The sequence below is a fragment of the Achromobacter sp. DH1f genome, from assembly GCF_000633435.1.
Taxonomy (GTDB): Bacteria; Pseudomonadota; Gammaproteobacteria; order Burkholderiales; family Burkholderiaceae_B; genus Achromobacter; species Achromobacter deleyi.
Genome location: NZ_AYMF01000010.1, coordinates 63598 through 89183, shown reverse-complemented (window position 1 = coordinate 89183; position 25586 = coordinate 63598). Strand labels below are relative to the sequence as shown.

At 66.2% G+C, this 25586-nt stretch carries 22 protein-coding genes and 1 tRNA gene; 9 read left to right on the top strand and 14 right to left on the bottom strand.

Going from position 1 to position 25586, the window contains the following annotated elements; all coding sequences use genetic code 11:
* Positions 1-34: 34 nt before the first annotated feature.
* Positions 35-1177 (top strand): glycerate kinase, encoded by a 1143-nt coding sequence (locus U858_RS0108220; protein WP_025136689.1) that lies wholly within the window; start codon positions 35-37, stop codon positions 1175-1177.
* A 136-nt stretch (positions 1178-1313) separates the two neighbouring features.
* Here U858_RS0108220 and rsmA read toward each other — a convergent pair whose 3' ends face one another.
* Genes rsmA through U858_RS0108205 form a run of 3 tightly spaced genes read right to left on the bottom strand, consistent with a single transcriptional unit; the run spans position 1314 to position 6089 of the window.
* Positions 1314-2105: a 16S rRNA (adenine(1518)-N(6)/adenine(1519)-N(6))-dimethyltransferase RsmA gene (rsmA, locus tag U858_RS0108215; RefSeq protein WP_025136688.1), complete on the bottom strand. Its 792-nt coding sequence runs from the start codon at positions 2103-2105 to the stop codon at positions 1314-1316.
* A 19-nt stretch (positions 2106-2124) separates the two neighbouring features.
* Entirely contained in the window at positions 2125-3699 is a 1575-nt protein-coding gene (locus U858_RS0108210) for a peptidylprolyl isomerase (RefSeq protein WP_025136687.1), read from the bottom strand.
* The gene (locus U858_RS0108205) at positions 3696-6089 is read right to left on the bottom strand and encodes an LPS-assembly protein LptD (protein ID WP_025136686.1); all 2394 of its coding nucleotides are present in this window, start codon (positions 6087-6089) and stop codon (positions 3696-3698) included. Before U858_RS0108205 ends, U858_RS0108210 begins: the two co-directional genes overlap by 4 nt.
* Positions 6090-6257: 168 nt before the next feature.
* Between U858_RS0108205 and U858_RS0108200 the strand changes: the two genes are divergently transcribed.
* From U858_RS0108200 to U858_RS0108190, 3 genes are all read left to right on the top strand, one after another.
* Positions 6258-7298, top strand: coding sequence for an aminoglycoside phosphotransferase family protein (locus U858_RS0108200; protein ID WP_025136685.1), 1041 nt, complete (start codon positions 6258-6260; stop codon positions 7296-7298).
* Positions 7298-7984, top strand: coding sequence for an N-acetylmuramate alpha-1-phosphate uridylyltransferase MurU (gene murU / locus U858_RS0108195; RefSeq protein WP_025136684.1), 687 nt, complete (start codon positions 7298-7300; stop codon positions 7982-7984). Before U858_RS0108200 ends, murU begins: the two co-directional genes overlap by 1 nt.
* Positions 7985-8141: 157 nt before the next feature.
* Positions 8142-8840: a DUF6776 family protein gene (locus tag U858_RS0108190; RefSeq protein WP_025136683.1), complete on the top strand. Its 699-nt coding sequence runs from the start codon at positions 8142-8144 to the stop codon at positions 8838-8840.
* A gap of 75 nt (positions 8841-8915) precedes the next feature.
* On the opposite strand, the gene U858_RS0108185 is transcribed toward U858_RS0108190, so the two are convergent.
* The 6 genes from U858_RS0108185 to U858_RS0108160 form a co-directional block, all read right to left on the bottom strand.
* Entirely contained in the window at positions 8916-9242 is a 327-nt protein-coding gene (locus U858_RS0108185) for a 4a-hydroxytetrahydrobiopterin dehydratase (protein ID WP_025136682.1), read from the bottom strand.
* Positions 9243-9313: 71 nt separating this feature from the next.
* Complete coding sequence (locus tag U858_RS0108180; RefSeq protein ID WP_025136681.1) at positions 9314-9961, bottom strand: OmpA family protein; 648 nt, start codon at positions 9959-9961, stop codon at positions 9314-9316.
* Positions 9962-10165: 204 nt separating this feature from the next.
* The gene (locus tag U858_RS0108175; protein ID WP_025136680.1) at positions 10166-10834 is read right to left on the bottom strand and encodes an HAD family hydrolase; all 669 of its coding nucleotides are present in this window, start codon (positions 10832-10834) and stop codon (positions 10166-10168) included.
* A gap of 107 nt (positions 10835-10941) precedes the next feature.
* A complete protein-coding gene (locus U858_RS0108170) occupies positions 10942-13419 on the bottom strand; it encodes a TonB-dependent siderophore receptor (protein ID WP_081821577.1) in 2478 nt (825 codons plus the stop codon).
* A gap of 106 nt (positions 13420-13525) precedes the next feature.
* Positions 13526-14527 (bottom strand): FecR domain-containing protein, encoded by a 1002-nt coding sequence (locus U858_RS0108165; RefSeq protein WP_025136678.1) that lies wholly within the window; start codon positions 14525-14527, stop codon positions 13526-13528.
* Positions 14514-15029, bottom strand: a complete 516-nt coding sequence (locus U858_RS0108160; RefSeq protein ID WP_025136677.1) for a sigma-70 family RNA polymerase sigma factor — start codon at positions 15027-15029, stop codon at positions 14514-14516. Before U858_RS0108160 ends, U858_RS0108165 begins: the two co-directional genes overlap by 14 nt.
* Before the next feature lie 206 nt (positions 15030-15235).
* Here U858_RS0108160 and U858_RS0108155 point away from each other — a divergent pair, with 206 nt between their 5' ends.
* Positions 15236-15640 carry a hypothetical protein gene (locus U858_RS0108155; RefSeq protein WP_025136676.1) on the top strand — a complete coding sequence of 135 codons (405 nt, stop codon included), beginning with the start codon at positions 15236-15238 and terminating at the stop codon, positions 15638-15640.
* 79 nt (positions 15641-15719) lie between these two features.
* On the opposite strand, the gene U858_RS0108150 is transcribed toward U858_RS0108155, so the two are convergent.
* Positions 15720-16130: a DUF1090 domain-containing protein gene (locus tag U858_RS0108150; protein ID WP_025136675.1), complete on the bottom strand. Its 411-nt coding sequence runs from the start codon at positions 16128-16130 to the stop codon at positions 15720-15722.
* Positions 16131-16418: 288 nt separating this feature from the next.
* On the opposite strand from U858_RS0108150, the gene U858_RS0108145 reads away from it, so the two are divergent.
* Entirely contained in the window at positions 16419-17045 is a 627-nt protein-coding gene (locus U858_RS0108145) for an FMN-dependent NADH-azoreductase (RefSeq protein WP_025136674.1), read from the top strand.
* Positions 17046-17138: 93 nt separating this feature from the next.
* Here the strand turns inward: U858_RS0108145 and U858_RS0108140 are convergent.
* Positions 17139-17214, bottom strand: a tRNA-Lys gene (locus U858_RS0108140).
* A gap of 242 nt (positions 17215-17456) precedes the next feature.
* Complete coding sequence (locus U858_RS0108135; protein ID WP_025136673.1) at positions 17457-18203, bottom strand: SDR family NAD(P)-dependent oxidoreductase; 747 nt, start codon at positions 18201-18203, stop codon at positions 17457-17459.
* Positions 18204-18319: 116 nt separating this feature from the next.
* Here U858_RS0108135 and U858_RS0108130 point away from each other — a divergent pair, with 116 nt between their 5' ends.
* Complete coding sequence (locus U858_RS0108130) at positions 18320-18964, top strand: TetR/AcrR family transcriptional regulator (RefSeq protein WP_025136672.1); 645 nt, start codon at positions 18320-18322, stop codon at positions 18962-18964.
* An 11-nt stretch (positions 18965-18975) separates the two neighbouring features.
* Positions 18976-20571, top strand: a complete 1596-nt coding sequence (locus U858_RS0108125) for a sensor domain-containing diguanylate cyclase (RefSeq protein WP_025136671.1) — start codon at positions 18976-18978, stop codon at positions 20569-20571.
* 60 nt (positions 20572-20631) lie between these two features.
* On the opposite strand, the gene U858_RS0108120 is transcribed toward U858_RS0108125, so the two are convergent.
* Positions 20632-22707 carry an AsmA family protein gene (locus U858_RS0108120; protein ID WP_025136670.1) on the bottom strand — a complete coding sequence of 692 codons (2076 nt, stop codon included), beginning with the start codon at positions 22705-22707 and terminating at the stop codon, positions 20632-20634.
* Positions 22708-23003: 296 nt separating this feature from the next.
* On the opposite strand from U858_RS0108120, the gene U858_RS0108115 reads away from it, so the two are divergent.
* Positions 23004-24908: an LTA synthase family protein gene (locus U858_RS0108115; protein WP_025136669.1), complete on the top strand. Its 1905-nt coding sequence runs from the start codon at positions 23004-23006 to the stop codon at positions 24906-24908.
* Here the strand turns inward: U858_RS0108115 and U858_RS0108110 are convergent.
* The gene (locus U858_RS0108110; RefSeq protein WP_025136668.1) at positions 24892-25497 is read right to left on the bottom strand and encodes a DNA-3-methyladenine glycosylase I; all 606 of its coding nucleotides are present in this window, start codon (positions 25495-25497) and stop codon (positions 24892-24894) included. The two genes, U858_RS0108115 and U858_RS0108110, sit on opposite strands and share 17 nt — an antisense overlap.
* Positions 25498-25586: the final 89 nt, after the last annotated feature.

The following is a 25586-nucleotide window of genomic DNA, read 5'->3' as shown; positions in this document are numbered from 1 at the left end:
AACACCCTGACACCCTCTCTGTGCCGCCGACTCCGTGAAAATCGTCATCGCTCCTGACTCGTTCAAAGAAAGCGTTTCCGCACCCGACGCCGCAGCGGCCATCGCGCGCGGCGTCAAGGCCGCCTTTCCCGGCGCGCAGACCGTATGCATTCCGATGGCCGACGGCGGCGAAGGCACGGTACAGGCCGTGCTGGCCGCGGCAGGCGGCCAGGCGCGCCAACGCACCGTCAACGATGCGCTCGGCCACAAGGTCGATGCCGTCTGGGGCTTGCTCGATGACGGCACCGCCATCATCGAAATGGCCGCGGCGGCCGGCCTGGAACTGATCCCACCGTCCAAGCGCGCCCCCCTGCGCGCCAGCAGCCACGGGGTGGGCGAATTGATCCTGGCCGCGCTGGATGCGGGCGCCAGGCACATCATCCTGGGCCTGGGCGGCTCGGCCACCAATGACGCCGGCGCCGGCATGCTCACGGCGTTGGGCCTGCGCCTGCTCGACAAAGAAGGCCGCAGCCTGCCGCCCGGCGGCGGCGCACTGGGCCAACTGGCCAGCATCGATACGCGCGGGCTGGATGCGCGCCTGGCCGATGTCCGCATCGACATCGCCTCCGACGTCGACAACCCGCTGTGCGGCCCGCAAGGCGCGTCCCACATCTTCGGTCCGCAAAAAGGCGCCTCGCCCGAACAGGTGCTGATGCTGGACGACATGCTGTCGCACTTTGCCGACGTCTGTGCGCGCCAACTGGGCGCCGACCGCCGCGACGAAGCCGGTGCGGGCGCTGCGGGCGGCCTGAGCTTTGCGGCCAAGACCTTCCTCAACGCGCAGTTCCGTCCCGGCGTGGACATCGTGGCCGAACTCGGCGGCCTGGCCGCCGCCATGCAAGGCGCCGCGCTGGCCTTCACCGGCGAAGGCCGCATGGACGCACAGACCCTGCGCGGCAAGACGCCCGCCGGCGTGGCCCGCATCGCCCGCCAGGCCGGCGTGCCGGTGGTGGCCCTGGCCGGTTCGCTGGGCGAGGGCTACGAGGCCCTGCACGCCTGCGGCATCAGCGCCGCCTTCAGCCTGGCGCCCGGCCCCATCACGCTGCAGCAGGCCCTGACCGACGCCGAACGCCTGCTGCACGATCGTGCGCGCGACGTCATGCAGCTATGGATGGCCGCGCAAAAGCGCATGCTGTAGCCCGCGCGTTTTCGCTGTGCTGCTTTGGCTTTGCTGTTTTGGCCGTGCCGTTTTCCCGGCACCGCCAACGCGACGCCATTTTTCCGGCACGAAAAAAAGCCCGCTCGACGCGGGCTTTCTTGATGGCGATGCAGTTTCAGCCGCGTTGCAAGATGCCGGCCTCGACCAGCGCATCCGACAAGCGGATGTAGCGATCCACCGAGATATCCTCGGCGCGCGCCGTGGGCGCGATGTCCAGCGCTTCCCAGGGCACTTGCGGCGCCCAGTCGGCCAGCACCCGGCGCAGCATCTTGCGACGCTGCGAAAACGCGCGGGCCACCACGGTTTCGAAGGCGCGCTCGCTGACCGGCCGCAAGCGGTCGGCCGGCAGCGGCACCATGCGCACGATGGCCGACACCACCTTGGGCGGCGGATCGAAGGCCTCGGGCGGCACGTCGAACAGCTTGTGCATGCGGTAGCGCGATTGCAGCATCACGGACAGGCGGCTGAAATCGCCGCTGCCGGCCTGCGCCACCATGCGGTCGATCACTTCGCGCTGCAGCATGAAATGCTGGTCGCGGATGTGGTCGGCCCAGGTCATCAGGTGAAACAGCAGCGGGCTGGAAATGTTGTAGGGCAGGTTGCCCACCACCCGCAGGCCGTTGCCGAATTGCGAGAAATCCACCGTCAGGGCATCGGCCTCGACCACCGTCAGGCGGTCGGGTTCGAACTGCTTGCGCAGGCGGGCCGCCAGGTCGCGGTCGATTTCAACCGCGGTCAGGTGATTCAGCCGTTCGAGCAGCGGCCGGGTCAGGGCCGACAAGCCGGGGCCGATCTCGACCACGGCATCGTCGCGGGCGGGTCCAACTGCCCGGACGATGGACTCGACCACGCTTTCGTCGGTCAGGAAGTTCTGGCCAAAGCGCTTGCGCGCCTGGTGTGAAGACATGAAAAGCCTGGGCTGGTGATCAGCGGTTGTTCTGGTTGATACGGTCCTGCTTCTCAAGACGGTTGTCCACGTACGCCTGGGCGCGCAGTTGATCAAGCCAATCTTCAAAAGCGGGTTGGGCGCGGCGCTCGAACAGGATCTGGCGGGCCTTCATGCGCGCCAGGTCGTCGGTGGCGTCATGCTGGCGGCGCTCTTCGACCTGGATCAGGTGCCAGCCGAACGGCGTCTGGATCGGTTGGCTGATTTCACCCGGCTTGAGCGCGTTCATGGCGGCCTCGAAGGGCGGCACGGTCTCGCCCGGGTTCAGCCAGCCCAGATCGCCGCCCTGCGGCGCGGTCGCGTCCTGCGAGTACTGGCGCGCCATGTCTTCGAACTTGGCATCGCCGGCCACCAGGCGCTGACGCACCTGTTCCAGGCGCTGACGAGCCTGCTCGTCGCTCATGACGGTCGAGGTCTTGATGAGGATGTGGCGCGCATGCGTCTGCATCACTTCCACGGGACCTTGCGGCGCTTGCGCCTGGGGCTGCGGACGCGGCTGCGGCGCCGGCGTGGGCGCCGGTGCGCGGGCCGTGCGGCTGGGCGCGGGCTGCGCCGTGCCGCGGTCCATGACCTTCAGGATATGGAAGCCGTTGCCACTTTGCAGCAGCGTGCTGACCTGGCCTTTTTGCAGATTGGCGATGGCCTTGGCGAACAGGTCGGGCCAGCCGTCCAGCGGACGCACGCCCATGACCCCGCCCTGCAAGGCTTCGGGACCGTCGGAACCGGCGGCGGCCAGGCTGGCGAAGTCGTCGCCGCGCTTGGCGCGCGCCAGCAGATCTTCGGCCTTCTTGCGCAAGGCGGCCACCTGGTCCGGCGACGAGCCTTCCGGCACACGCACCAGGATCTGCGCCACGGCGTAGAGCATCGGGCCGGCGGCTGCGGCAGCCTGTTCGGGTGCGGCTTCCGGCTGCACCTGCGGCGCGGCCTGCTGGGCCGGCTGCGAAGCGGCAGCGAACGCCGGGTTGCGGCGCTGGTCTTTCAGGAAGGCATCCACTTCGGCATCGGAGATGACGATGTTGGAATCCACCGCGCGCTGGCGCAGGCGATCCGAACGGATCTCGTCGCGCAGCGACTTGCGGTAGCTGTCCCAGGTGGTGCCGGACTTCTCGATTTCCTGGCGCAGTTGCGCGGCGGTGATCTTGTTGCGGTCGGCGATGGTCTTGATGGCCTGGTCGACCTGGGCTTCGTCGACGCGGATGCCCATGCGGTCGGCTTCGTGGCGCTGCACCCGTTCCATGATCAGGCGTTGCAGCACCTGGTGCTGCAGCGTCTTGTCGTCGGGCACCTGGATGCCACGCGCCTTGAGTTCGCCGGCGATGCGCAGCGAGGCGTCGCGCAGTTCGCGCAGGGTGATCACATCCTTGTCGACCACGGCAGCAATGCCATCGACGAACTGTTCGCCCGCAGGCTGCGGCGCGGCTTTCTGCGCGGTGGGCGCGTTCTTGCCGCCCTTGCCGGTCGGCTCCGCTGCGTGCGCGGCGGAGAAGGCGGCGCAAACGGCCAGCAACAGCGCGTTGCCGGAGAAGCGACGCAAAGAGTGCAACCTACGCATCATTCATACCTTTCAAATGTGGTCCCGGTAGGAACAGGCGGGGTGATGTTCGAATAACCGGGGATACTTCTATTCAGCAGGTTCATCGGATCGGTTCCCAGGGAACCCAGTCCGGTCAACTCAAGCTGGAAAAACAGCGCCGTATTGGCGTCGGTGGCTGACACGGCATAGCGTTGGAACACCATTCGGCCAACCCAGCAGCAGTCGCCCTTGTATTCGACGCCGGCAATGGCCTGCGTGATACGCGGGGAATCGGTCGTGCCGCTCACGGTGCTGGAAGGCCCATTACGCAGCGAGTAGTCAACCCGGCCCACGCCATACCAGCGCTTGGTGAACGGCCACTGGACCGCCAGGCTGATCTGGTTCTGGCCTTGGGGCTGGTACTGAACACCGGTTTGCGGATCGCGCTGATAACGATACGCCAAGGCGATCGTGGTCAGGCGCTGCGGCGACCAGCGGCCGCTCAGCAACGTGCGCGACCAACGGTTGTCGTAGGGGTTGTACTGCGCCGCCACATCGGTGGTGAACGTATCGGTGAGCGCAGCGCTGGCGCCCACCAGGAAGTCGGAACGCACGTTTTCACGCGGCGTTTCGCCCGGCAGGGTCACTTGCTGGTCGGCGAAATACAGCCGCTGCGCCACGGCCAGGGACGCGCGCTCGAAACCGGACGAGGCGTCGAGCCAACGGGTCGTCAACGCGGCGGTCAACTGGTTGGCATTGGAAATGCGGTCCCAGCCACCGGTATAGATGTTCTCTTCGAAGGCCTGCGAAAAGCTGAAGTCGGACAGCGAGGTGTCGTAGACCGGAATCTTGGATTGGTCGCGATACGGCACGCGCAGGTAATACAGGCGGGGTTCCAGCGTTTGCGTCGACGCCTTGCCGAACAGCGTGGTGTCACGCTCGAAGATCAGGCCGGTATCCAGCGACATGATCGGCACGGTGCGCGATTGCGAACGCGGATAGCCGACCGATGTGCCGGCGTTGGCGGTCCCGGCATTCAGGCCGAGGTAGTCGCCGTTATACCAACTGGTCTGGTACTGGGTGTAATTGACGCCCACCTTGGGCACCACGAACCAGCCCGGACGGACGATCGGGTACGACACCGTCGGATACGTCTGCAGACGATCGCCATTGGGGCCGTTGCGCTTGCCCAGCAACAGCGGCTGGCTGAAGCGAACGGCGGTCGAGGTCCATTCGACGTCGAAACCGCCCCAATCGTATCGGGCGCCGCGCAGGAACAGCTCGGGCTCTTTGTCGTACGGCGGCGTCAGCAGGGCGTTGGGATCCTGCAAGGTCTGATACTTGTAGACCTGGGCGTAGGCGCTCCAGTAGTTCGATGCCCAACCCACCCGCGCGCGCTGCGGCAGATACGTGGTCGATGCCTGATTCAGGCCCAACTGCGAAATATCGCGGAAATAGTCGTTGTCCGAGACTTTGGCCACGTCCCAGTCGGCGTAGAAACCGTTGGACAACAGCTGCTGGTGGCGCCACCAGTACATCCATCGGTTTTCGCCAGAGACATTGTCATTGGGCAGATAGGCGCCATAGACACTGCCGTTGTAGCCCCATCCCAGATAGCGGAACTCGCCGCCCAGTTGCAGCCCGCGCTTGGAGAAGTAACGCGGCTGGATGGTCGCGTCGTAGTTCGGCGCAATATTCAGGTAGTAAGGCAGCGAAAAATCAAAGCCGCCCTTGCTGGTCGTGCCGTAGGTCGGCACCAAAAAGCCCGACTTGCGCTCTTTCTTGACCGGGAAGGTCATGTAGGGCGACGCCAGGATCGGCACATCCTTGAAATACAGCACGCCGCTACGGGCCACGCCTTCGTTTTCGTCGAAGTCGATGTCGACCGTGTTGGCCTTGATGTACCAGGACGGCGTCTCGCAAGCGCAGCCGCTGTAGGTCACCGTGTGCAGCCGCATCTGCGACTTGCTGAAGATGTCGGCCTTGTCGGCCACGGCAAAGCCGCCCGTGGCGCCCAGCCAGAAGTTGGGCTTTTCGACTTCGCCGGAATACTTGTCGACGTTGAACTTGGCGGTCGGACCGGTCACCAGGGTGCCATCGCGCATCATGCGCGCATTGCCCTGGACGTCGACGTCACCCGTGTCCTTGCGATAGTTGATGCGGTCGCCCTTGATCACGCCGTCGATGCGGCGCACCTGCGCCGCGCCGGTCAGCGTCAGGTCGGAGTCCGGATCACCTTCGATCGTGTCGGCCTCCATGTAGGCAGGGATATTCCCGTCCGGCAGGCGGTGCATCCGCAGTCCGGGGGAGGTGCGCAGCTCGGGAGCCGCGGTGATCGACGTCGACGAGGGAGCCGAACCTTGGCTGCCCTGGGCCTGAGCGGCCCCGGCGACGCTGATAGCAGATAGGATCAACCACCGAACCTTGCGCACGAGTGAAAACAGCCCTTTTTTACGATGGGGGAACCAGGCACCGGCGCCCAAGAAGGGCCAATGCTAACGGAAACGAGCCGGTATTATAGAGAAGCCGCGCCAGACGCCCAGCCTTATGTGCGCGGAACCCAAATTTCAGCAATATTGCCCTTCTGACACGGATCTTCCTTGAAAAACGATCATGACCCCCGCCTGGCGCAGATCCGCGCCTGGCTGGCAGGCCTGCCCGCCCAGCTGGGCCTGGCGCTGGACACGCTGCGTCCCGCCTCCGCCGATGCCAGCTTCCGCCGCTATTTCCGCCTGGACGCCGCCGGCCGCACCCTGATTGTCATGGACGCCCCGCCCCAGCACGAAGACTGCCGCCCGTTCCTGCACGTGGGGCAACTGCTGCGCGATGCCGGCCTGAACGTGCCCGCCGTGCTGGCGCAAGACCTGGACCAGGGCCTGCTGCTGCTGTCCGACCTGGGCGAACAGACCTATTACCAACGCATCCAGGACGGCCTGGACGACGCCCGCCTGCAATCGCTGTACCGCGATGCCCTGGCCGCGCTGGTGCGGCTGCAACAGTCGGCCACCACCGGCCTGGCCCACTACGACACCGCCCGGCTGGCCGACGAACTCAAGCTGTTCCCCGAGTGGTATGTGCAAAAGCACCATGGCGCCGCCATCGACGACAAGACCGCGCTGGCCCTGGAAAAGATCTTCGCCCTGCTGTCCGCCAGCAACGGCAACCAGCCCACGGTGCTGGTGCACCGCGACTTCCATTCGCCCAACCTGATGGTCTGCGACCAGCCGCAATACGGCCCCAACCCGGGCATCATCGACTTCCAGGACGCCCTGGCCGGGCCCATCACCTATGACCTGGCGTCGCTGGTCACCGACGCCCGCACCACCTGGGAAGAGCCCCAGCAACTGGACTGGGCCATCCGCTACTGGGAAATGGCGCGCGCCGCCGGCCTGCCCGTGGATGCCGACTTCGCCGAATTCCACCGCGCCTATGAATGGATGGGGCTGCAGCGCAACCTGCGCATCCTGGGCGTGTTCGCGCGCCTGAACCACCGCGACGGCAAGGCCCATTACCTGGCCCACATGCCCCGCGTGAACGGCTACGTGCGCCAGGTGGCGCAGCGTTATGGTGTCTTCACCCCCCTCCTGCGCCTGCTGGACAAGCTGGACGACCGCCAGGTCAGCGTCGGGTACACCTTCTGATGCGAGCCATGATCCTGGCCGCGGGCCGCGGCGAACGCATGCGCCCGCTGACCGACCGCCTGCCCAAGCCCATGCTGCCGGTCGGCGGCAAGCCGCTGATCGTCTGGCACCTGGAACGCCTGGCTGCCGCCGGCATCCGCGATGTGGTCATCAACCACGCCTGGCTGGGGCACGAAATCGAGCGCGCCCTGGGCGACGGCGCCGGTTTCGGCGTGCGAATCCGCTATTCGCCGGAAGGCACCGCCCTGGAAACCGCCGGCGGCATCGCCCAGGCCCTGCCGTTGCTCGGTCCGGCCCCGTTTCTGGTGATCAGCGGCGATATCTGGTGCGACTGGGACGTGGCCACCGCCCCCGCCCTGGCCGCCTGCCTTCCGGCGGACAGCGCCTGGCTGCTCATGGTCGACAACCCGGCGCACCACCCCACGGGCGATTTCGTGCTGGAATCCGATGGCCGGGTGCATGACCACGGCGAACCCCGTTTGACCTATTCCGGCTTCGGCGTCTACCATCCCAGCCTGTTCGCGGGCATTGCCCCCGGCACGACCGCCAAACTGGCCCCCCTGCTCCGGCAAGCCATGGAGCAGGACAAGGTGCGCGGCGCACGCCATACAGGCCGATGGACAGACGTCGGCACCCCCCAACGGTTGGCCGACCTCGACGCGCAGCTCGCTGCCCGCCCGGTCTGAGTCCCGGCCAATGTCCACATATTTCACAATATCAAGGTGCGCAACGAGGCTTGTCCGCGCGCCCAACGCCCCGGGTTAACCGGGTATTCTCTGACGCTTTGGCTCGCGTGCGCAGCGCGCAGCCAGGCAACACACAGGAAGTTTTCTAGGAATGGGGATGTTCGGAAGATCGCAACGGGCCGTGTTCAAGCCCTCCGTATACCAACCCGGCCAACGCACGCGCCGCATGCCGCGCTGGCTGGTCCTGCTTCTGGTGGGCATCGCCCTGGGCGCGGGCGGCGTGCTCTTCCTGCAAACCAACTACGGTCCGCAGCGCCTGACCGTCGAGCAATCCGAGCAATTGCACAGCGAACTCAGCGCCTCCAAGCTTGAGAACCAGCGCCTGCAAAGCCAGCTCGAAGAAGCCACGCAGCAGCGCGACGCCAACAAGTCCGGCCACGAAAAGCTCACCGCCGACCTGGCCGATGCCCGCGCCAAGCTGGAAACCCAGAACAAGGAATTGGTCCTGTTCCAGGACGCCATGCCGCCCGATCCCCGCGGCGGCAACCTGGGCATCCGCTCGGCCACCTTCAAGCGCCAGCCCGGCCAGCTCGATTACCAGGTGCTGGTGATGCGCGAAGAGCGCACTGGCGCCCCCTTCAAGGGCACGCTCACCTTCTCCATCGACGGCAGCTACCCCAACGGTCGCGCCGCCACCGTCACCCCGGAAGGCCCGTCGCTCAATGTCGACCGCTACGACTATGCCCTGGGCCAACTGAAGCTGCCCGACGGCTTCACCCCCAAGGTCGTGGTGCTGCGCGTCATGGACGGCGCCCAGAAGCAGCAGGCCATGCGCATCTACTACGTGCGCAACTGAGGCCGCCAGGCTTCACGAAAAACCCGCCAGCCGGCGGGTTTTTTTATGGGCACGCGAACCGGACGGCGCCTGCGTCTACGAGGCCGCCTTCGGCGCGGTCGCCCCCATCTGCGTGGCAGCCTCGTCCATGAACTGCGCCATGCGCACATCCAGTTCCGTCACGCCGCCCGCGTCATGCGTCGTCAACGTGACGTCCACCCGGTTGTAGACATTGGTCCATTCGGGATGATGGTTCAGCTTTTCGGCAAACATGGCCACTCGCGCCATGAAGCCGAAGGCCGCATTGAAACTGGCGAAGCGAAAGCGCTTCTCGATGGCGTCGCGCATGGCGACGGCCTGCCAACCAGACAGGGCGGCCACCGCCATGTCGGTGCCGATGCGGGCAGGGGGAAACATGCTCATGGTGAACTCCAGGAATAAGCGTGGGCGGGCGCCGCGGCGCGGGCTACGCGCCAGGCGCCCGGCACGCGCCGCTATTGCTTGACCGCGTACAGGTAGATCTCGACCCGGCGGTTCAGCGCGCGGCCGTCCGCGGTGGCATTGTCGCCGATCGGATCGTTGGGCCCGCGGCCTTCGATCGACAGGCGCGTTGCCGCCACGCCCTGTTTGGACAGGTAGTCCGTCACGCTGCGTGCGCGATTGACCGACAAGGTCTGGTTGTGCGCCAGCGCACCCGTGCTGTCCGTATGGCCCACCACCTTGGCCCGCAGCTCGGGATGCTGGTTGAGCGAACGCGCCACGCTGTCCAGCACGGGCAGCAGCGCCGGCTTGAGGTCTGTCTTGTCCGTATCGAACGACACGTTGCTGGGAATGTTGACCTTCAGGCTGCCATCCGGCATCTCGACCACGTCGATGCCCAGCGACGTGGCGCCCGAGCTTTGCACGTCGTCCTTGACCACCTTCCAGTTGTAGCCGACCAAGCCGCCGGCCACCGCGCCGATGCCCGCGCCGACCGCGGCCCCCGTGCCATGGCCGATCAAGGCGCCGATGCCGGCGCCGATGGCCGCCCCTGCTCCCGTTCCCACGGCAGTGTTGGTCTGCTGTTGGGTGGCGCACCCCGCCACCAATGCCCCGGATGCCGCAACTACAGCGATACGCTTGAGTATTGTTCTTGAGTACATGACAACCTCCACGATCCTGTCGGTGCGCCGGCGGATGCCGGCAGCAAGGACCATGTTAAGTCCAGTCATGCCTCGGGTGTCAGCGGTCGGCGCGCAACATTTTGTACCTCTGTCGGGGCGGCCCGTGCCGGGGCGGCCCATGCCGGGGCGGCCCCATGCCGGGACAGTCATGGGCCTGTGCCGCGCTAGGCCCTGCCACCAGCATCAACGCGGCGCGCTGCCCGCATGAAAGCCGGCCAACCAGGGCAAGGCGGCCTCCAGGCGCGGCGACTGCGCCTCGGGCGCCGGAGCGCCTTCCGGCAATGCCAGCCCGACCCGGTTGTGCCAATAGGTGCGCAGGCCGACCTTGCTGGTGCCGAAGAGGTCGTAACCCGAGCCCGCGACGAACGCCGCCTGCGAGGCGGGCGTGTCCAGGCGTGCCAGCGCCAACGCGTAGGGCCGTGGGTCTGGCTTGTAGAAACCCGCCTCTTCCGAGGTCACCACCACGTCCCAATCCACGCCCAGCAACGCGGCCGCGCGCTGGCCCAGGCGTTGTGAACAGTTGGTCACCACGCCCAGTTGGCAATGCGGGCGCAGCGCCTGCAGCAGTTCACGCGCACCGTCCCAGGCGGGCAGATCATCCCAGCCCGCCTCCAGCGCCGCCGGCGCGTCGGCCGGCAAACCAACGGCCCGGGCGGCCGCCTCGACCAAGTGTTCGTAAGGCTGATAGGCGCCGCAGCCATAAGTCAGCCGCAGGTACTCGGCCCGCCAGGCACGGCCACGGGCTTCGGAGCCGGCCGCGGCATTCCAGACCGTCCATGAATCCAGCAAGGCGGTCAACAGATCGAACAACACCGCGCGGGGATAGGCGGCAGGCGAGGCAACGACGGACATGGCAGCACTCCAGAAAATCGATGCCGTCACTATAGAGAGGCCATCGCGCGCCGTGGTTTAGCCGGGGTGCAACCACCCTTAAGGTTTGGCTTAATGCCTGCCACCCCTCACCAGCGGTACGTCGCGGTGGCCAGCACCGTGCGCTGGTCGCCATAACGGCAATCACCACCGCTGCAATTGCTGAGATAGGACTTATTGCCCAGGTTGCGCACATTCAGCGCCAGGTTCCAGTTCGGCATCTGGTAGCCCACCATCGCGTCGAACAATGTGTAGCCGGGCAGTTTTTCCGCCGCCGATTCCAGGTACCCCCGGTTCGGCCCGGTGTAGCGTGCGCCCAGCCCGATCTTGATCCCCGACGCGAAGCGGTAGTCGGCCCACACTGCGAACTGATTGCGCGACACCGCCTGCATCTGCTTGCCGACCTCGCTGGGCGTGCTGCTGGCGGTGATCTCGGCCTTGGGCGTGTACGTATAGGCGGCCACCACATTCATCTGGGTCAGCGGCCGGAATGCGGCCTCCAGCTCCAGCCCGCGCACCTGCACCTCGCCCGTCTGCTTGGGCAGGAAATCCGGCGTGTAGGTAATGTAGTTGTGGCGCCGCAGATCGAACACGGCGGCGCTGTAACGGCTGCGCCCGCCCGGCGGCTCATAGCGGATGCCCAGCTCATACTGGCGGCCGGTCTCGGGCCGCATCGGGTTGTTGGTTTCGGGATCGAGGGTGGCCGTGGGCGAGAACGATTCCGCGTAGCTCACGTAAGGCGCCAGGCCGCTCGGATGCAGGTAGACCAGGCCGGCGCGCTTGCTGAAGTTGTGTTCGGATATCTTGGTGCGAGAGCCGTCGATGTTGCTGGCCACGTCGGCCGACGCCTTGTCGTAGCGGCCGCCCAACGTGGCCACCCAATTGCCCCATTTGACCTGGTCCTGCAGGTACAGGCCGGTCTGCGCCAGCCGGGTCGTGGCGTCGAACCAGGGGGCCGCCGTTTCAACCCGGCTGCCATAGACCGGCGAATAGCCGTCGATCGGATCGACCACGCCGTCGTTGTAGGTACGCTGGTCGTTGCGGGAATGCTGGTAGTCCAGCCCGAACAGGAAGGTGTGGGCCCAGTCGCCCAAACTGACCTTGGCCTGGGCCTGGTTGTCGATGGTGAACAGGCGCGCGTTTTCCTGGCTGCCGAACGGATAGCGTTCCAGCAGGCGGAAGTTGGCCGGATCGTCGGGGTTGTCGGGGTTGACCGTGGCGAAGCCCCCGCGCACATAAACCTGCCGGTAATCCACGCTGGTGTAGCCGTAGCGCGCATTCTGCCGCACGGTCCAGGTGTCGTTCAGGCGATGCTCCAGCAGGTAGCCGACCATCCACTGTTCCTGGTTGAAACGGTCAAAGCCCGGCTCGCCCACATACGTGTTGCGCGAAAACTTGCCGTTCGGGTTCGGCAACTGCGTGCCGATTTCGGGAAAGCTGGCGTACGAACTGCCGTCGCGCACTCGCAGGTAATGCGACAGCAACGTCAGCGTCGTATCGCTGGACGGTTTCAGTGTCAGCGCCGGCGCGATAAAGAAGCGGTCATTGGGCAAGCCGCTGGCGGGCAGTTCGGCGTCGCGCGCCAGGCCCGTGACGCGATAGAGCACCTTGCCGTTCTCATCCAGCGGGCCCGAGAAATCCCCCGCCACCTGGCGCCGGTCGTGATTGCCCAGCTGCACTTCCAGCTCGCGCAGCGGTTCTTCGGTGGGGCGCTTGCTGACCACGTTGATCATGCCGCCCGCGCCGTTCTGGCCATACAGCACAGACGTCGGGCCGCGCAGCACTTCGATGCGCTCCGCGCCGTAGACCTCGGTCTGCCAGACCGCCCAACTGTTGTTGTTGCGCAGTTGCAGGCCGTCCAGGTAGTAGCCCGGCGTCTGCGCGTCGAAGCCGCGGATGATCGTCCAATCAAAGCGCGTGTCGGCGCCCCACGGCGACGTATTGATGCCGGGTGTGTAGGCCAGGCTTTCCTTGAGCCGCGAGGCCCCGCTCTCCTTGATGAAATCCGCCGTCACCACCGAGATCGACTGCGGCGTCTCCAGAATGGAACTGTCCGTCTTGGTGCCGGTCGCGCTGCGCGTGGCCACGTAGCCGTCCACCGCGCCCCAGGCGGTTTCCGCGTTGCCGGTCACCGTCACCGCCGGCAAGGTGGTCGTGCCATCGGCCTGCGCCGGCCGCAACGAATAGGCCCCGCCGTTCCCGCGCACCACGCGCAAGCCCTGCCCCTGGAGCAGGCCGGCAAAGCCGTCCAGCACGGTATAGCTGCCGGCCAGGCCGGCCGTGTGCTTGCCGCGCGTCAATGCCGCATCCACCGACAGCTCGACGCCCGCCTCGCTGGCATAGCGCGTCAACGCTTGATCCAGCGGTCCGGCCGGAATCCGGTAGCTGCGCAGGGCAGCATTCGGCCCCGCGGGGGGCGCGCTCTGAGCCTGGGCCAGGACCGGTGTCGATGCCAGCAAGGCAGCCCCCAGGCCGAGGCGCAGGCACAGCGCCGCCTGCGCACGGCGGGCCTGGGCGGGTTCAGGGGAAAAGAGGAAATGCAAAGATGCGGTGCGGCGGCTTGCCATCAGGTCGGTCCCAGAAAGTACGGAAGAAGTGCTACGGCTGATACGTCTTCCGGACGAACGGGCGATTTCCTCAATGCCCCGCCAAAAAAAATTGCAACAGGCGCCCCTAACGGGCGGTCCGCGCGCTCACGGTCACCCAATACGGGCTGCGATAGCGGATATCCACCGGCAATCCCAACGCCAGATTGCGCAGGGCGCGATCGGTGTCCTGCAACGAGAACACGCCGGTCACGCGCAGGTCTGCGACGGCAGGGTCGCAGCGCAGAAAGCCGCTGCGATAGCGGCCCAATTGCGCCGTGAAGTCGGCCACCCGCAAGTCTTCCGCCACCAACACCCCGCGCGCCCAGGCCGCGTCGGCCTCGCGTGCGGCCATCGGACCTTCGGCATGGCGGGCATCGAAACGAACGCGCTGGCCGCTGTGCACCCGCAAGGCCGCGTCGGTCGCATCGCCGGGATAGACATCGACCGCGCCCTCGTAGACCGCCAACTGCGCCAGTCGACCCTCGTCCCGCAGCGTGAAGCGGGTGCCCAGCGCCTGCACCCAACCCTGCCGGCTTTGAACCCGCAACGGCCGCGCCAGCGGATCGACCGCGGTGGTCACCAGGATTTCGCCTTCCCGCAGGAGGATGCGGCGTTCGCGCCCGTCAAAGCGCACGTCGATAGCCGAACGGCTATCAAGCACCACCCGAGTGCCATCGGCCAGCGTGATCTCGCGGATCTCGCCCACGCCGCTGCGATAGTCCGCCGTCAGGGCGTACCAGCCGCCGCTTTCCCGCAGCGCGCAGGCGGTGCCCACGGCCACCGCCGCCAGGCCCAATACCTGCAGCGCCTTGCGGCGGCCGGCGGCCACGGCCGGACGGGCCTCCAGCAGCACCTGACGGGCGGCTGGCTCGGACACCCCGCCCAGCTTGCCTTCCATCACCTGCAGCCGGGTCCAGGCGCGCTGATGATCCGGGTGGGCCGCCAGCCAGGCATCACAGGCGGCCCGATCCGCCGCGCTCGCCTCGCCCGACCACAGCCGCGCCATCCAGGCCGACGCGCGCCGCACGATGGCGGGGTCGATCGGCCCCTGCGCCGCCACCCGCCCCAAGGCGTCAGTCCGTGCCATCGTAAAGCGCCTGATAGCAGGCCAGCAGCGCGGCCGCCACGTACTTCTCGACCGACGACACCGACACGTGCAACCGCTCGGCGATCTCGCGATAGCTCAGCCCGTCCAGCTTGCACAGCAGCAACGCCATGCGCGCCTTGCGGGGCAGCTTGTGCAGAATGGCATCAATCTCGACCAGCGCCTCCAGCGCCAGGGCGCGCGTCTCTTCGGATGGTGCCAGCGCCTCGGGTAACGCGGCGATGGCTTCCAGGTAGGCCGCCTCGATCCCGCGGCGCCGATACAGGTCGATCAACAGGCCATTGGCAATCTGGGTCAGGTAGCGGCGCGACTGGTGCGGGTGCGGCGTCGTACCGGACGCGAGAATGCGTACATAGGTGTCATGCGCCAGATCGGCGGCATCGAATGCATTGCCCAGCCGCTTGCGCAGCCAGCCACGCAACCAGCCGTGATGGTCGCCGTAAAGCACTTCGATGGGCTGGGTGGAGGTCCCGGTCGCGGACATGAAGGTGGAACAGTACGTTTGCGCGGCGCATGTCATGGCGGGTTTCACCATATGAAATGCGAATTATTCTTAATATTAATTTAGCTGGAAGTGCGCAGCAAGCAGCGCCGCTTGCCAATATCCGCGCCCCGGACGGGACGGCACCGATGCCAATAATCAGAATGTTCCAATAGGCGCGGGGGTTGGGGAAAGCAAGACTGCCATTCATGTCCCGCTCATCGTCTATCCCCTCCATCCTCCCTCGAATCAAGCGCTTCACAGCTGCCCTGCTCTTGGCCGCATTGGCGGCGGGCATCAGCGCGTGCGATCAACGCCAGCCCTTTGACTCGCAGGTCTGGGCCAGGCCTTACTCCTTCGACACGTCTCAACGCGCGGCCATGCTGGACGACCTGTTGGCCAGGCACACGCTGACCGGCCTGAGCCGCGACGAGACGCTTGCCTTGCTGGGCCCCCCTGATCGCTATGTCGACCCGCAACGGCACGAACTCGAGTATCGCGTCGACATGGACTTCGATACGATCGATCCCGTCTACACCAAGTCGCTCAGGATCACGTTGGACGAAACGGATACGGTGGCGCACTGGCGCATCGTCGAGTGGCGCAAGCGCTGAACGCCGACGAAGGCCTTGGCACAGGCAAAAAAAACCCCGCGCGATGCACGGGGCTGAGCAGCGTCAGGGCAAATGCAGATCAGCTGTCTTGTTCGGCGCGGGCTTCGGCCAGTTCGGCGTTGGCATGATCCAGCTTTTCCTTGGCACGGTTGATGCGCTTGGCATCGCCGTTGCGGGTTTCGCGGTCCAGCGTGGCTTGGCGCTCTTCGACCTTGGTCTCTTTTTCGGCGACCTTGTCGGCACGCTCGCGGGCCAGGCTCTTGTCGTCGCACTGCTTGCTCTTTTCGAGCGCCACGCGCAGACCGGCAATGCGCGCATTGTCCGCATGCGCACGCTGCGCGATGTCGAGTTCTTTTTCAATCTGGTCGGTCTTGGCCGCGCAGCCTTTCAGCTTGTCGGCGTACGCATCGGTGTGCGAAAAGACTGCCGCACCAACGGTGACGGCCCAGCAGGCGCTGGCGACGCAAAGGGAAAATCGGGAAATTGCCATGAGGAAAGTCCTTGGTATGAGGTTCGAGCGGAATAGATCGAACACGATCATGCCAAGGCGATGTCGCTCCAGGAATTGGAACATTCTGAATTTCCGAGGTTGTGATCTGGTGCTTTGCTTGGCATCGCGCCCCGGCGCGAGCAACCCGACATTGCGTTGGCAATTACGTCGTAGCGCGATACACTTTCGTTCGCCAACGATTGCAAATGCAATCGTACGAGTGCGGACCCAGCGTGACGCATTCCTGGCGTTGCCTACGTACACGCTTCGTCATCCGGATCATGCAGCATGCGTCTGTTGAACATCGAGTCCTCACCCCGCGGCGCCCAGTCCGCGTCCATCGCCATCGCCAACGCGTTCATCGACGCCTACCGGCAGGCCTGCCCTGCGCTGGAAGTCGATACGCTGAATGTCTGGGAAGAAGCGCTGCCGGAATTCGACAGCCAGACCATCGGCGCCAAGTACAAGCGCGTCTCGAACACGCCCTTGGACACCGCGGAATCATCAGCCTGGGCGCGCATTGAATCGCTGGCCAGGCGCTTTCAGGAAGCGGACCGGATCGTCATGGGCGTGCCGATGTGGAATTTCGGCTATCCCTACAAACTCAAGCAATTGATCGACCTGGTCAGCCAGCGCAACATGCTGTTCACCTTCAATGGCCAGGCCTACGGCCCGATGCTGGACATCGCGCGGGCGTTGGTCATTCATGTACGCGGCCAAAGCCACGACAATGCCGCGAGCGGCCACAGCAGCCCCGGGTTCACGCACCAGGCGGACTATATCGAGTTCTGGCTGAAGTTCATCGGGGTCCGGGACGTCAGCAGCCTGACGGTCGAACACACCTGGGATGCGCGGGCGCCGGAAACCCTGCAGCAAGGCAAGGCCCGGGCGGCGACGCTGGCGTTGGATTTCTGATTCGCGCTGCCGCACCAGACAACTAACAACGACAAACAAAAACGACAAATAAAAACGCCTTGGGCGCTAAGCGACCAAGGCGTCTTGAAATTCTGGTGGGCTGTGAGTGGCTCGAACACTCGACCTACGGATTAAGAGTCCGCTGCTCTACCAACTGAGCTAACAGCCCTGCAGGTTCATCCACTTCGTTTGCATCGTTGCCGCTGCGCTTCGTTGTGTGTGAACTGCGAAGAAGCAAGATTATAGGGAGCTTTTTTTAAATGTGCAAGTCGACTGCTGATCGACCAAAAAAAAGTGGCCCGCCGACGTGCCTGGCAGGCTCCAGGCTCGGCCAGCACAGGCGCCGCGGCAGGCTGCCCCAGGCCCTTCGAGGCCCGGATCGGCCTGCCCGGAACGCCCTGCCCTCGCCCATCAGGCTGCGTAGCCGCCGTCCACCGCCAGGCTCGCACCCGTCACGTAGCGTCCGTCCGGACCGGCCAGGAATGCCACCATGCCGGCGATGTCGCGCACTTCGCCGTAATGGGGCAAGGACAGCACCGCCACCAGATCGCCGGCGTGATCGCCGTCGGCGGGGTTCATATCCGTGTCGATGGGGCCAGGGTGCACAACATTGACGGTGATGCCGCGCGTCCCCAGGTCGCGGGCCAACCCACGAGTCATGCCCAGCAGCGCCGACTTGCTTGCCGAATAGAGCGTCACGCCCGCCCGCCCCGAGCGCTCGGCCAGGCAACTGCCAATGTTGATGATGCGCCCGCCATCCGGCATCGACGCCTGCGCGGCCTGGATCGCCACGAAAGGCGCACGCACGTTGATGTTCATCGTGCGGTCGTAGTCATCCAGCGTGACCTCGCCCAGCGGACCGGCCAGGAAGATGCCGGCGTTGTTCACCAGCACGTCCACCGGCCCCAACTGCTCGATGGCCTGCTCCACCGCGCCGCGAATCTGGGCGGGATCGGCCGAGTCCGCCTGGATGGCGCGGGCGCGTCGGCCGCCGACTTCCAGTTCGCGCACCAGCGCGGCTGCCGCTTCCTGCGACGCCGCGCTGACGTAGGTGAATGCGATATCCGCGCCGTCCGCGGCCAGGCGCCGTACGAGCGCCGCGCCAATGCCCCGGCTGCCGCCGGTCACGAAAGCCACCTTTCCGTTCAGATTCTGCATGGGATCATCCTTAATTTGTAGTGATCAGTACAAATATCATCCATCGACTGTACGCAGCCGTCAACGATTTTCTTATCGATCAACACAAAATATCCCTCGCGAGTAAAATGCCGCCCATGGCAGAACGTGGGCGCCCCCGGAACTTCGACCGAGCCCAGGCCTTGCGCAAGGCCATGGAAGTGTTCTGGTCGAAGGGATATGAAGGTGCATCGCTAACCGATCTGACGGCTGCGATGGGCATCAACTCGCCCAGCCTGTACGGCGCATTTGGCTCAAAAGAAGGACTATTTCGCGAAGCGGTGCAGCTTTATCGCGACACCGACGGCGCCGCCTCTCGGCGCGCCCTGACCGATGCCGAAACCGCCCGCGATGCCGTGCAAGGCATGTTGCTGGCCGCCGCCGAGCGCTTCACGACGCCTGGCGCGCCACCCGGCTGCCTGATCGTTCTGGGCGCGCCCTCCGGCGCCGACAACCACGACGGGGTCGGCGCCTTTCTGGGCGACAACCGCCGTGAAATGCAAGGCCGCATCCTGGCCCGCCTGACCGCCGGTGCGGCCGCGGGCGAACTGCCCCCGGGCGCCGACCTGAAAAACCTGGCGGCGTTCTACACCACCATCCTGCACGGAATGTCCATCCAGGCGCGCGACGGCGCCAGCCGCAAGACTCTGCAAGCCGTGGCGCGCCAGGCGATGTGTGCCTGGGATGCGCTCACCGGCGGCATGCCCCCTTCCGGCCTGCCCCCAGGCCGCACACATTCCTGACGGGATCTCCCATGTTCCGCATCGACCTCCGGCGCCTCATCCTGTGGATCAGCCTGCTGTCGATTTTCCTGGTCCTGGCGGCGGGCCTGCATGCCAGTTATCTGGTCCAGCGCGATCTGCTGCTGCACAACGCGCTGGAAAGCAACCGCGTCTACGCGGCCAAGCTGGCCGCCACCACCGAATACTTCCTGGGCGACCTGCGCCGCCACCTGGCCTTCAGCGCCGACACGCTGGCCGACATGGAGGCTCACCCCGAACTCGCCGTGTCGGAGACGCGCCGCCAGGAAGAACAGCTGGGGCATTTCAATTCCAGCTTCGTGGTGTCGCCGGATGGCATGGTGCAGGCGGTGTCGCCGTCGTACCCGCAACTGAAGGGCCAGCAGATGACCAGCGAAGCGGCCAAGACCGCACTGACCACCCGGCGCCCGTTCATCAGCGAACCCTTTCGCGCCAGCACCGGCCGCTGGCTGATCCTGTATACCCATCCGATTTTTTCCCGCGACTACCGCTACCTGGGCTACATCGCCGGCACGCTCTATCTGCACGAAGACAACGTGCTGGACCGCCTGCTGGGCCAGCACTTCAACCGCGACGATTCGTTGCTATACGTGCTGGCGCGCGATGGCACGCTGATCTACCACCCCGACCGCAGCCGCCTGGGCCACATGTCCGCCGACAAGGCCAAGCTGGGTGCGGCGCTGCGCGGCGAAACCGGTGAGCTGCGCTTCACCGACGCGGACGGCGCCGAGATACTGGCCGGCTACGCGCCGGTGCCCAGCACAGGCTGGACCATCATCGCGCAGCGGCCGGTGGCCAGCACGTTGCTGCCGCTGAACGACCTGCTGATGGCGACCGCCCGCAACACCCTGCCGCTCCTGCTGCTGTCCATCGTGCTGCTGTGGCTGCTGTCGCGCTGGATCGCGCGCCCACTGGGGGAACTGGCTGGCATCGCCAAGCGCATGCAGGACCCCGATTCGACCGAGCGCATCCGCAAGGTGCGGTCGTGGTATTTCGAGGCCTCGCAACTCAAGCGCGCGCTGCTGATGGGGCTGGCGTCGATCCAGCACAAGATTCGCGACCTGCGCCGCGCGTCCACCACCGACACCCTGACCGGGCTGCTGAACCGCCGCGGCCTGGACGAGGCGATGGCGTTGCTGCAGGCGGCGGAAACGCCGCTGTCGATCGTGGCGATGGACATCGACCACTTCAAGCACATCAACGACCGCTACGGCCATGCGGCCGGCGACCGCGCCTTGCAGGCCCTCGCCACGCTCCTGACCGAAGGCTCGCGCAGCGGCGACACCGTGGCCCGCAGCGGCGGCGAGGAATTCGTGATGCTGATGCCGGGTGCGCCATTGGCGGCGGCCGTGGCCACCGCCGAACGGTTGCGACTGAAGCTGGCCCAGTTGGGCGCCGCCGCGGGCCTGCCCGCGCCGATCACCATGTCGGCGGGTGTGGCCCATTACCCGGAACACGGCGCGACGCTGGACGAAGTCATCCAGCGGGCCGACCGGGCGCTCTACTACGCGAAGAACCACGGCCGCAACGCCGTCTGCATCGCCGACAACCATGCCCCCGACGGCGCACGGATGGCGCTGCCCCGCTAGGCGGCCACGCGCGAGACGGCGCCAGGCGTCGTCGGCACCGGCCCGGCCGCATCGCCCACCCTACTTGCCCTTGGCAGGCGCCGGCGTCTTGGGTGGCACGCGCATCTGCTTGAGCAGCGTGGCGCAGGAATTGTCGTCGGTGGTGCTGGGCGCAATCAGCGCCAATAGGCCGGCCGCCGGCGTCAGGATCACGCCCAGGGCCACCATACCCGCCCCGCGCGCCGCCAGCGGCAGCACGTGCACGCCCACGTCGGGCGAGCCGAACGTGCCGCGCACGTATAGCGGCGAACGCAGCGAGAAGATCCGGAAGCCCTTGCTGTCCGGCGTGATGTCCAGGTCCAGCTTCTCGTTCTTGAAGTCGGTGGGGCCCGTGATGTTGATCAGGGCGTTCTCGGTGTCGAACACGAACACGCGCGGCGTCATCACGCCGCTTTTCATTTCCAGGTCGGCCGCGCCGCAATTGATCTTGACCTCGTCGTCGCCGAACAGCTTGGACACCACGTAGTTGCCCACGTTCAGGCCGGCGATTTCCATCAGGCTGCGGCTGATCACCCCATCGTTGACCAGCATCTTCACGTCGCCGGATGCCGTACCCAGCAGCGCGGCCACGGAATTGCCGGTGCCCGACAAGGCCAGGTCGCCGTTCATTTCGCCCAGCGTCTTCTGCATGGACTCGGTGGCAGGAAAGAGCTGCTTCAGGCGCAGACGCCGCGCGTGCATGTCGACGCGCCCGGTCATGGGGGCCTTGGACCCGTCCAGATGCAGCGTCGCGGCCATGGTGCCGCCCGCCATGCCGAAACGCAGCGGGTCCAGCGTCAGCTGCCCGTCCTGCAGCACCACGTGCACCGACAGGTCCGACAGGGGCAGCTTGGCGTCATGCACGATGCGGCCGGCCTCGAGCGAGACGTCGGCATCCATGTCGCGCCAGCGATCGGTGCGAAAGGCCTGGTCCGGCAGCACCTTGCCGCCGGCGCGCTTGGCCGGTGCGTCCTTGGGCTTGTCCTGGGCCGGCGCGGCCTTGCCCGAAGGCACCCCGACCAACGGCCCCAGGTCCGCCATGCGCAGTTGCCTGGACGACAGCTTGCCGGTCAGCTTGGGCCGCGGCGCAGCCAGCGAAAACGACACATCGCCGTGCAGGTCGCTATTGCCCACCTGGCCATTGAAGTCGCGGTAGTCGAACACCGCGCCCCCCGCATTGCGCAACCTGGCCACCAGATGGCCGTCGGTGGAATAGGGCGGCGTGTCCGGCAAGGTCACGCCGGTCAGCGGATACAGCTGCGCCATGGACCCGCCCGACAGCTTCAAGCGCAGGTCCAGCGCCCCCAGGTTGGCCGGGTCGGTCAGCGTACCGGTCACCGACGCCTTGGTACCGCCGATGGCGACGTCGGCCTGCACCGGGAAGGGTTGCTTGGGGTCTTGCAGGGCCAGCATGCCGCCCACCTTACCCTCGCCCTTGGTGGCCAGGCCCTTGTACTTGCCGTCCACCTTCCAGCCGAAGACATAGTCGCGCGGCGCGGGCGCCGCGCCGTCTTGCGGCACGAAGGCCGACCCGGCCACGTCGGCGAACGGCACCGGCTTGCCCAGGGGGTCGACCAGCACGGTCAGGGCTGCCTGCAGAATCGCATCAGCATAGCCCACCCGCCCCTTGTCGAAGCCGATCTCATTGATGTCCAGTACCCAGGGCGACGGCTCGCCCGATTCGGGCAGCGTGAAAATCCAGTTGGCGCGGCCGTCGGCCAGGCGTTCCAGGTCGGCGGCGAGCTCGGTCAGCTGGATGCGCCGGATCACCACGCGGTGGCTCAACAGTGGCAGCGGCGACAGGCTGAACTCGCCGCGCGTCAAGGTCGCGAACTGCGGCGCCTTGGCCCAGTCCGGATTGCCAACGCTGATGTCATTGGCGACCACGTGCGGCCATGGCACCCAGGCCCGCCAGCCGCCTTCATCGACTTCGCGCGTCCATTCCACGCTCAGATCGCCGTTGATGGCGAAGGGCCGCCCGATGGCCGCGGTGACCCGTTCGTTGATCATGGGCTTGGCGCGGTTCCAGTCAAACGTGGCGATCACCACCCCCAGCACCACGACCACGAGGGCCAGCCCCCCGACAATCCCGACCGCTATTTTTGTTTTGCGCGTCATCGTTATCACCCTGCCTTTGTCGCCGGGGCGCCGATGCCCCGACCCTAATTAGCTCAAGGGTAGCGCGCGGCGCCGGGCAGGTTAAGCTTGCCGGCCTCATAATGTGTGCGGATTTTTCAGTGTCATAGAGAGAGTGGTCGGCAAAAGTTACAAAGCAGACTGCCCACCTCCGGCTTTTCCCGCCAACGGACGGAATAATCCCTACCGAATTTTCGACGCCGCCCCTGTTCAAATGCGCGATCACCCCGATCCCGTAATCCCGACCGGGGCGGACAGCAGCACTACCTGGAGGCCCGATGCGGCATTCGAGTTTGATTTTCGTGGTGGCAGCCTTTGCGCTGCTGACACTCAGCCGCCTGGCGCTGGCCGCGTGGCAATGGCAGCGCGTGCGCAACGCGGGCGGCCTGGCGCCCCTGCTGCTGGGCGGCCTGCGCATCGACGCCCATCAGATCTGCGTGCTGGCCGCCTTGCCGGCGGTGCTGTCGCCCTGGCTGGGCCACCTGCCGTTCGCCGCCACGGCCGCCGGCATCTGGTACCTGGTTGCCTTCATCCTGCTGGCTTTCCTGGAAGTGGCCACGCCGCCCTTCATCCTGGAATACGACACCCGGCCCAACCGGCTGTTCGTCGAATACCTGAAGCACCCGCGCGAGGTATCGGGCATGCTGTGGCGCGGCTACAAGGCCGCGCTGCTGGGCGGCTTCGGCGCGCTGGCGCTGATCGGCTGGGGCGCCTACACCCTGTTCGGCCACGCCACGCCCGACCCGCAACTGGCCTGGTGGCAGATGCCGCTGGCCAGCCTGGCCATCCTGGCCATCGTCATCCTGGCCATCCGCGGCACGCTGGGCCACCGGCCCATCAACCCGTCGTCAGTGGCCTACAGTTCGGACGGCATGCTCAACACCCTGGCGCTGAACTCGCTCTATAACGTGTTCTATGCCGTCTACAGCATGAAGAATGAAAAGTCGGCCTCTGCCGTGTATGGCGGCATGGACGATGACGACATGCACCGGCGTGTGCTGACCCAGGCCCGCCTGCCCTATCCGCCCGCCAACGCGGACCACCCCAGCCTGCATCGCCAGCCCGCCACCCGCAAGACGGCGCGCCCGCTGAACCTGGTGATCATCCTGGAAGAAAGCCTGGGCGCGCAGTACAGCGCCGGCCTGGGCGGCATGAACCTGACGCCCGAGCTCGACGCCCTGGCACGCGACGCCTGGACCTTCACCCGCGCCTACGCCACCGGCACGCGCTCGGTGCGCGGACTGGAAGCCGTGGTGACCGGCTTTCTGCCCACCCCGGCCCAGGCCGTGCTGAAACTGCCCCGCTCGCAACGCGGCTTTTTCTCGCTGGCCGACCTGCTGGGCCGCCATGGCTACCACTCGCGCTTCATCTATGGCGGCGAGTCGCACTTCGACAACATGAAGGGCTTCTTCCTGGGCAACGGCTTCAAGCAGATCGTCGACCGCGAAGACTTCGTGAACCCGGCCTTCGTGGGCACCTGGGGCGCCTCGGACGAAGACATGTTCAACCAGCTGGACCGGCTGCTGCGCGAAGACGGCGACCAGCCGACGTTCACCCTGGCGTTCAGCGTATCGAACCATTCGCCCTGGGAATACCCGGCGGGCCGCATCCAGACCGAAGGCAACCCCGCCACCGTGGAAAACACCGTGCGCTACGCCGACTGGGCGCTGGGCCGCTTCTTCGAGCGGGCCAAGGACGCGCCGTACTGGGAAAACACGGTGTTCCTGATTGCCGCCGACCACGATTCGCGCGTGTTCGGCGCCAGCCTGGTGCCGGTGCGCCACTTCCATATTCCCGCGGTGATCCTGGGCGCGGGCATCGAAGCCCGCCGCGACGACCGGCTGATCAGCCAGATCGACCTGGCGCCCACGCTGCTGTCGTTGATGGGCGTGGATACCGAACACCCCATGATCGGCCACGACCTGACCCGCAGCACGCCGGGCCGCGCCATCATGCAGTACGACAACACCTACGGTTACCTGAAGGAAAACGACCTGCTGGTGATGGCCCCCAACAAGACGCCCGTGCAGTACCGCTACACCGCGCCGGAAGACTACGCGCCGGTGCCGCTGGACCCAGACCTGGCCGCCGAAGCGCTGGCCCACGCCCTGTGGCCCAGCTGGGCCTATCGCGAAGGGCGTTACTGCATACCCGGCGCGGCGACCGTCACGCCGGCCGTTTGAATGCCTGGCGTGCGCGTTCGCTGAGGCTGTGACAATAGCAGTCGGGATGGTGGTCGTTGACCATGCCGACCGACTGCATGAACGCGTAGACCGTGGTGGGGCCGACGAACTTCCAGCCCAGTTTCTTGAGCGCCTTGGACAGGGCGTCGGACTGCTCTGACGTAGACGCACCCAGCGTGGACGGCGCCCCCGCAGGCGCCTCGAAGCGCCACAGATAAGCGCCCAGCGAGCCTTCACGTTCGATCATTTCCAGCGCGCGCTGGGCGTTGTTGATGACGGCTTCGATCTTGCCGCGATGGCGCACGATGCCGGCATCGGCCAGCAAGGCCAGCACCTGTTTCTCGCCAAAGCGCGCCACCTTGGCCGGTTCGAAATTGGCGAAGCCGCGGCGGAAGGCCTCGCGTTTGTTCAGGATGGTGCGCCAGCTGAGACCGGACTGGAAACCTTCCAGGCAGAGCTGTTCGAACAGGGCGCGGTCGTCGCCTTCCGGGCGGCCCCATTCGGTGTCGTGATAGGCCATGTAGTCGGCGGAAGTGTCGACCCAGCCGCAACGGGCGCGGCCGTCGGGGAAGGCGGAATTGGCATTCATGGATAAGGTCCTGGCGGCAATCGGTTCCCGATGCTACTCCAGCCACGTCCCCGAAAAAAGTCGTAGCAGCCGCAAGCCGAATCCAGCTA